The 7,814-nt window shown below is 55.7% G+C and carries 5 protein-coding genes and 2 tRNA genes; 4 read left to right on the forward strand and 3 right to left on the reverse strand.

What is annotated here, in order from left to right:
* Positions 1 to 290 precede the first annotated feature (290 nt).
* Entirely contained in the window at positions 291 to 1,268 is a 978-nt protein-coding gene (gene epmA, locus AX755_RS11095; RefSeq protein ID WP_014830371.1) for an elongation factor P--(R)-beta-lysine ligase, read from the forward strand.
* 43 nt (positions 1,269 to 1,311) lie between these two features.
* On the opposite strand, the gene mscM is transcribed toward epmA, so the two are convergent.
* The 3 genes from mscM to rsgA all read right to left on the reverse strand — a co-directional run bounded on the left by mscM (position 1,312) and on the right by rsgA (position 6,772).
* The gene (mscM, locus tag AX755_RS11100; protein WP_029883866.1) at positions 1,312 to 4,635 is read right to left on the reverse strand and encodes a miniconductance mechanosensitive channel MscM; all 3,324 of its coding nucleotides are present in this window, start codon (positions 4,633 to 4,635) and stop codon (positions 1,312 to 1,314) included.
* 19 nt (positions 4,636 to 4,654) lie between these two features.
* Positions 4,655 to 5,623 (reverse strand): archaetidylserine decarboxylase, encoded by a 969-nt coding sequence (gene asd, locus AX755_RS11105; RefSeq protein ID WP_062856759.1) that lies wholly within the window; start codon positions 5,621 to 5,623, stop codon positions 4,655 to 4,657.
* A gap of 96 nt (positions 5,624 to 5,719) precedes the next feature.
* On the reverse strand, positions 5,720 to 6,772 hold the full coding sequence (rsgA, locus tag AX755_RS11110; RefSeq protein WP_013095279.1) for a small ribosomal subunit biogenesis GTPase RsgA: 1,053 nt from the start codon (positions 6,770 to 6,772) through the stop codon (positions 5,720 to 5,722).
* Between the two features lie 107 nt (positions 6,773 to 6,879).
* Between rsgA and orn the strand changes: the two genes are divergently transcribed.
* From orn to AX755_RS11125, 3 genes are all read left to right on the forward strand, one after another.
* A complete protein-coding gene (gene orn, locus AX755_RS11115; protein ID WP_013095280.1) occupies positions 6,880 to 7,425 on the forward strand; it encodes an oligoribonuclease in 546 nt (181 codons plus the stop codon).
* Positions 7,426 to 7,621: 196 nt separating this feature from the next.
* Positions 7,622 to 7,697: transfer RNA gene (locus tag AX755_RS11120), tRNA-Gly, on the forward strand.
* A gap of 45 nt (positions 7,698 to 7,742) precedes the next feature.
* Positions 7,743 to 7,814, forward strand: a tRNA-Gly gene (locus AX755_RS11125).

Raw genomic sequence — 7,814 nt, forward strand, 5'->3', positions numbered from 1 at the left:
GTTATTTCGCAACGCGATAAACTAAAGGTAGCCCACCTGTCCGCAAGGACGATTGCGAAAGCGTTTCCACTGCTCCTTTATGGGTAAAGAAGTATAACCGCGCGAACGGCAGGGAAATTTGACGTGTTCGATTTTTTTGCTGTTCTGTGCGGTGATTTATCATCGTGAATGATGAATTCCGTCACGTGATAGTTGCCCTAAATGAAATGCGATTTTTATTGCGCAAAATTTGTCTCTGTCCGTGCTAACGAGTAGACTTCGTGCCCTTGTCTGAAATCGGAGAATTACCCATGAGCGAAACGGCCACCTGGCAGCCGAGCGCATCCATCCCCAATCTGCTGAAACGCGCTGCAATTATGGCGGAGATCCGCCGCTTCTTTGCCGACCGCGGAGTCCTTGAGGTGGAAACGCCGTGCATGAGTCAGGCTACGGTAACGGATATTCATCTGGTGCCGTTTGAAACCCGTTTTGTTGGCCCCGGCCATTCACAGGGCATGAACCTCTGGCTGATGACCAGCCCGGAATACCATATGAAACGCCTGCTGGCGGCAGGGTGTGGCCCGGTGTATCAGTTGTGCCGCAGCTTCCGTAATGAAGAGATGGGGCGTCACCATAATCCGGAATTCACCATGCTGGAGTGGTACCGTCCGCATTACGATATGTACCGCCTGATGAACGAGGTAGACGATCTGCTGCAGCAGGTTCTCGACTGCTCAGAAGCGGAAACGCTCTCTTATCAGCAGGCTTTCCAGCGTTATCTGGAAATTGATCCACTGTCAGCGGACAAAACCCAGCTGCGCGAAGTCGCGGCAAAACTGGATCTGAGCAACGTGGCGGATACTGAAGAAGATCGCGACACGCTGCTGCAACTGCTCTTCACCTTTGGGGTTGAACCGCAGATTGGCAAAGATCGTCCGACTTTCGTCTACCACTTCCCGGCAAGCCAGGCTTCTCTGGCGCAGATCAGCACTGAAGATCACCGCGTGGCGGAGCGTTTTGAGGTCTATTACAAGGGCATTGAGCTGGCGAATGGTTTCCACGAACTGACAGACGCCCGCGAACAGCAGCAGCGTTTTGAGCAGGATAACCGCAAGCGCGCCGCGCGCGGTCTGCCGCAGCAGCCTATTGATACTAACCTGCTGGAGGCCCTGAAAGCGGGTCTGCCGGATTGTTCTGGCGTGGCGTTGGGTGTGGATCGTCTGGTGATGCTGGCGCTGGGCGCAGAACAGCTGGGCGATGTGATTGCTTTTACCGTCGATCGAGCCTGACGGCAGTACCCCCTCTCCCACGGGAGAGGGGGTACTGGCTGGCTTACAAACTCCCCGCCGGGCGTTTACGCGCCGCAGAGGTTAATGTTTTTCCTGTCTTAAGTCCGTCCAGGCTTTCCAGACGCATCTGGAACGGTGGGAACGGCATATCAATACCGTGCTCACGGAAGCCAGCCAGAATCAGCTGGTGGATCTCATGGCGCAGCGGCATACGGTGCCCCATTTCGGCGGCGTAAATACGCAATTCGAAAATCTGGATACCCTGCTGGAGATCGACCAGGAACACTTCCGGCGCCGGGTTATCAAGGACCAGCGTGCAGCGTTCGGCGGCGGTGTAGAGGATCTGTGTGACCTCTTCACTGTTGGCATCCGAGGGCGCCGGTACCGTCAGCACCACACGCGTGACGGAGTCTGACAGCGACCAGTTGATAAACTGCTCGGTGATAAACGCCTTGTTGGGCACGATGATCTCTTTGCGATCCCAGTCGCTGATTGTGGTGGCGCGGGTGTTGATTTTGGTGATGCTGCCTGTCAGATCGCGGATCGTCACCGTATCGCCAATACGAATCGGTTTTTCAAACAGGATAATCAGGCCGGACACAAAGTTAGCGAAAATCTCCTGCATGCCAAAGCCCAGACCAAACGTCAGCGCGGCAACCAGCCACTGCAATTTAGACCACTCAATACCAATCATGGAGAATCCAACCATCCCGCCAAAGAGCAGAATCAGGTATTTGGTGATGGTGGTAATGGCATAGCCCGTACCGGGGGTTAAATCCAGGTGCTGCAACAGCGCCAGCTCCAGCAGTGCCGGGAAATTACGCACCAGCTGCGTGGTGATGATCAACACCAGAATGGCAATCAGCACCGCACCTAAGGTTATGGGCTCCAGGCTCTCCACACCCTGCACCGTGGACGTCACATCCCACAGCGAGATGTTCTCCAGGAAACCAAACGCGGAGTGGATTTCTGACCACAGGAAGATCACCGACAGCAGCGCAATCAGCATCAGGATGGAGCGTACCAGACGCAGAGACTGGGTGCTGATAGCGTCGAGATCCAGCTCAACCTCGTCCGCATCTATCGTGCCTTCGGTGCTGTTGACGTGGTTTGGCTCATCCTCGCCCCGCGCACGTTGGGCGAGGATCTCTGCCCGACGGTGCTTGGCGCGGTCAAACGCCAGACGGCGTCGCTGGATCAACATACCCCGGCGGATGACGTGATAGATCACCAGCAGCAGGAACCAGATGGCAACGGAGGTTTCCAGTCGCGCCAGCAGTGCCTGCGAGGTCGCCAGGTAACCCACCGCCGCTGCCAGCATGGCAACCAGGGGGGCGCACAGCAGCAGGTTCCAGAGCATGCGGTTAAACATGTTGTCGCCGCTGCCGGTTTTATCCAGATAGAGCGGTATACCAGCCCGTTTCAGGCTGAGCGTGACGATGGCCAGCGCACCGCATATCAACATAAAGCAGAGACGGCCCAGCGAGCCCGAAAACTCCCGGTCATTGAGATTATCAAACATGATCAGTGCCATAATCAGCGGCACAATCAGCCCGATGCTCATCAGGTAGTAACGCATGGCGCGCGCCACGCGGTTACGCGGCCAGCCAAAGTGAGCAATGAACAGACCATTCGGTCGCGCAAACGTGGCGCAAATCATCACTACCCACAGCAGGGGGACGGTAGCGGTCACGCCATCGCCAATGGCGACCGCGAGCGGGTAGGGCCAGGCCTCCCGCAGGCCATAACCGAGCGTCATCCACAGAACCGGCAGCGGCGAGGCGACAAGTATTGACCAGAACACGGTACGCAGCGTCAGCCAGAAGTGATCCTGCGTAACCTTACCCACCCGGGCGCTGGAGCGTTCCAGGAAGCGGGTGAAGTGTCTGCGTGAGTAAATGCTAAAGCCCACCAGAATCAACGCGCCCAGAAGAGGGAAAATGGTCTCTTTGCTGGTGAGCATCATCACGCTGGCTTTTCCAAGCTGGCTAAAGGTATCCAGCGAGATCAAACGGCGCAGATCCTGAACGATCTCGATTGGCCATGAGAAGGTCATTGGGCGCACGTCAGAGGTCCAGAAGAGATAACGGTGCGTTGCCTCGTTCACCTCTTTCAGCGCATCTTCCAGCTGACTGTTGGAGACCTTCAGCTTGGTCAGCTCCAGAATCAGCGTATCCCCGCCCTGTAACAGGGAGTTCAGCAGCTCGCGCTGGGTCCGCAACTGGGCTTCCAGAATACGGTTTTGCTCGCTGGTGAGAGGCTGCCCATCGGCCTGACGGATCTGGCGGATTTGCGGCTGTTTATTGAGAAGGTCTTCATAGTGCAGCCGTTGAACACGCAGCTGCGCCATCTCGGTATCCAGCTGCTGCGGTTTTGGCATCTCCGGCAGGCGTGAAACCTGGGCGCGTAATGCCTCTCCCAGCAGGTTGGACGAGCCCAGCCACTGAGACTGCTCGCGCAGGGTGTTGAGCGCCTGGCGAACCTGAAGGGTTTGATTGGTGGCCTGACGTTGCTGGGACGCCACCAGATCCATACGCTGCGCCTGCTGATTCAGTGCAGCAGAGAGCTCACGGTTAACCTTAAACTGGTCAACGATGCCCGCTGGCAGGTTATCGCTGTTTTCTGCCAGCAGCTCGGTGCTTTCCAGCGCGCGCTCAGCTTCACGCTGGCGCTGGCTGTTAAGTTGATTACGTAAAGCCTGCAGGTAAGCATCGAGCTGTTCGCTCTGCTTTTGCGCCAGTTCGGAGCGCATCCGCGACAGCTCCTGGCGGTTGTTTGCCGAGAGCTGCGCCAGCTCCAGTTCATCGACCAGTGCTTTAAGTCTGGCTGATTCAGCCTGAAGCGACAGATTTTGCGCCTGGTTCTGCGGTGTGTTACCCGTTTGGGTACCGATACGGCGCTCAACCTCGTTGAGCTGACGGCGGGCATCGGTTTGCTGTTGCGGAAGCTGGCTCAGCGAGTCGGCGATTTCACGTGCGCGTTCCTGCTCCTGCTGTGCCAGACGACTCTTTTCCAGAAGCTGACTGCTAACCTGCAGGATCTCCTGATTCAACGCGTCAGAGGTCATGCCAGCAGGCACATCGCGCGGTTCATCGCGCAGATTGCTCAACTGATTGCGTAGCGTTTGCGAGAGTTTGGGGAAGTTGTCGATAACCTGCTGATATTGCTGAGCGCGCTCAAGGGAGCCTTTCCGCTCCTCAAGCGCATTCAGTGCAGACTGGAGCGACTCCACGGTCTCTGGCTGAGCGGGTTTTGCCGCTTTCGCCTGCTCCAGTTCCTGGGTTATCTGTTTTGCGTCGGGGGCTGTCGCTGCGTACGCCCCCATGCTGAGGCACCAGGCCATCAGTAGTACGATAATCGGGCGCACGTCAGCGTTCCTTCTGTTGTTAGCCTTCGTCTTTTTTGTCGTCAACCAGCGGGCTGGCGTCAAGTTCGGCCTTGATCTCTTCTTCCGGGAGCGGTGCAGGCTCTGCGTCCGGCGTCACAAAAGGTTCAGTCGAGACCGCCAGCGGCTGGCCGAGTTTGGTGACTGACAGGCTCTGGAGCTGTTCAGCCAGCTTCACTTTGCCAGGGGCAAAGAGGTTGATAACCGTGGAACCCAGCTTGAAGCGACCCATCTCCTGGCCTTTCAGCAGAGCGACTGCGCCTTCTTCTTCACCGGCAGGCCAGGTCCAGCGTTTGATCACGCCTTCACGTGGTGGGGTGATGGTTCCAGCCCAGACCGTTTCGATGCTGCCGACAATCGTTGCACCCACCAGAATCTGCGCCATTGGGCCAAACTCAGTATCAAACAGGCAGATGACGCGTTCGTTACGCGCGAACAGGTTGGGAACGTTTTGCGCGGTCAGGTGGTTCACGGAGAACAGATCGCCCGGCACGTAGATCATTTCACGCAGGATCCCGTTGCACGGCATGTGCACGCGGTGATAGTCACGCGGAGAGAGATAGGTGGTGGCGAAGGTACCGTTGCGGAACAGATCCGCCATCAGGTAGTTACCCGCCAGCAGCGCTTCCAGGCTGTAGTTGTGGCCTTTTGCCTGCAGGATTTTGTCGTCTTCGATGTTACCCAACTGGCTAATCACGCCATCCGCAGGCATGACCAGCACGTTAGGATCGGTATCAACCGGGCGGACTTCGTCGCTCAGTGGGCGCACGAAGAATTCGTTGAAGGTGCGATAGCTGGCGGTATCTGGCTTCTGCGCCTCTTTCATGTCGACCTTGTAATATTTTACGAAAAGGTCGATGACCAGTTTGGTCAGCCAGCCCGCTCGTTTGCTCGCGCCCCAGCCCGCCAGGCGAGTGAGCCACAGTTTTGGCAGAATGTATTGAAGCGAAAGTTTAAATGCGTTTAACAAGGTAGCCTCCAGGCCATTTTTTGTCGTTCCTGATCCGGCTGTAATCAGCCGGAACCTGAAAAAAGGGGACGATTTTAGCGATGCTTAGCTTAGTTGTCAGTTATCAGAATCAGAAAAGTTTTTACGCGTTTTTACCTGATCCATGCTCTCAAGAATGCGGTGGTAGTTATCAAAGCGGGTCTCCGCAATCTCACCTTTCTCGACCGCTTCGCGGATGGCACAGCCCGGGTCGTTATCATGTTTACAGTCCCGGTATTTGCAAGCCCCTAAATAGTCATGGAATTCGACAAATCCGTTGAAGATTTGTTCCGGCTCAAGGTGCCACAAACCGAATTCACGCACGCCCGGAGAGTCAATCACATCGCCGCCATGCGGGAAGTGGTAGAGACGAGAAGCGGTAGTGGTGTGCTGGCCCAGGCCCGAGACATCAGAGACATCGTTAGTCAGGATTTCTTGCTGGAGACCGAGAAGATTATTCAGCAGGCTGGATTTCCCCACGCCGGACTGACCCGCAAAGATACTGATGCGCCCGGTCAGCGCTTCTTCTAAGGGTTTCAGGCCATCTTTGGTGTAGCTGGAGACCATCAGCACGCGATAACCGATCTTGCGGTAGATATCCATCTGCTCATTCACGAAGTCCATACCTTCATCATCCAGCAGATCGATCTTGTTCAGAACAATGATTGGCTCAACCTGTAACGTTTCGCAGGCAACAAGGTAGCGGTCGATAATATTGAGCGACAGCTCGGGCAAAATCGCCGAGACGATGACGATCTGGTTGATATTGGCGGCAATGGGTTTTACCCCGTCGTAGAAATCGGGACGGGTAAGTACCGACGTGCGCTCGTGAACCGCTTCAACGATACCTTTGACCGTTACGCCTTCCGCCGCCTCTTTACCTGGACGCCAGACAACGCGATCGCCGGTAACCAGCGAACGAATAGTCCGTCGAATGTTGCAACGGTGGATCTCACCGTCGGCGGATTCCACGTCGGCATGCATACCGAAACGGCTGATGACGACGCCTTCCGTCGGTTCACCAAACAGGTTGTCGTCGTAATCGACCTTCTCCGAAGTGGTTTTAAGGCGGCGCTGGTGATTGGCATTCACGCGGCGCTGCTGCCCTTTGGAGAGTTTATTTTTACTCAATCGCGCTGGCTCCTGGTCGCCCGTAAGGGGCAAAACCTCTATGATACACTCTAATTAATACTAGTTAACCTGCTACAGCCGGTTATGCGAGAAGGGTGGAAAATAACATGAGCGCGGATGAAAACAACCTGATTTGGATCGATCTTGAAATGACCGGGCTGGATCCCGAGCGCGATCGCATTATTGAGATTGCCACGCTGGTCACCGATGCAAACCTGAATATTCTGGCGGAAGGGCCAACCATTGCGGTGCACCAGTCCGACGATCAGCTGGCGTTGATGGATGAGTGGAACGTGCGTACCCACACCGGCAGCGGGCTGGTTGAACGGGTGAAGGCGAGCACGATGGGCGACCGCGAGGCGGAGCTGGCGACGCTTGAGTTTCTGAAACAGTGGGTCCCGGCGGGCAAATCCCCTATCTGTGGTAATAGCATTGGCCAGGATCGTCGTTTCCTGTTTAAGTACATGCCGGAGCTGGAATCTTACTTCCACTACCGTTATCTGGACGTGAGCACCCTTAAAGAGCTGGCGCGCCGCTGGAAACCCGAAATCCTCGATGGCTTTAAAAAGCAGGGTACGCATCAGGCGATGGACGATATCCGTGAGTCCGTCGCGGAGCTGGCGTACTATCGCGAAAACTTTATTAAGCTGTGATTTTGAGACCTGGCGCCTTGCGTGGCCGGGTTTTTGTCGTTAAATTGTTCAGCTTGCCGATTAAATAAGCACTTGAACTGATTTTCGAAAAAATCGCGTTGAGGGGGGTTGCAGCTAAAAGGATTTCTCGTATAATGCGCCTCCCGTAACGACAGAGAAATACGCGTTACGACAGCAACAAAAGCAGTACAAATTTGCGGGAATAGCTCAGTTGGTAGAGCACGACCTTGCCAAGGTCGGGGTCGCGAGTTCGAGTCTCGTTTCCCGCTCCAAAATTTGAAAAGTATCGCAAGATACGCCAGCACCAGAACACCCAAGCGGGAATAGCTCAGTTGGTAGAGCACGACCTTGCCAAGGTCGGGGTCGCGAGTTCGAGTCTCGTTTCCCGC

It is taken from the genome of Enterobacter sp. SENG-6, assembly GCF_001605945.1.
Classification (GTDB): Bacteria; Pseudomonadota; Gammaproteobacteria; order Enterobacterales; family Enterobacteriaceae; genus Enterobacter; species Enterobacter cloacae.

What these genes read in the sequence shown, in the direction of transcription:
- epmA (WP_014830371.1), top strand. Translation starts at nt 291, where the DNA reads ATGAGCGAAACGGCCACCTGGCAGCCGAGCGCATCCATCCCCAATCTG.
- orn (WP_013095280.1), top strand. Translation starts at nt 6,880, where the DNA reads ATGAGCGCGGATGAAAACAACCTGATTTGGATCGATCTTGAAATGACC.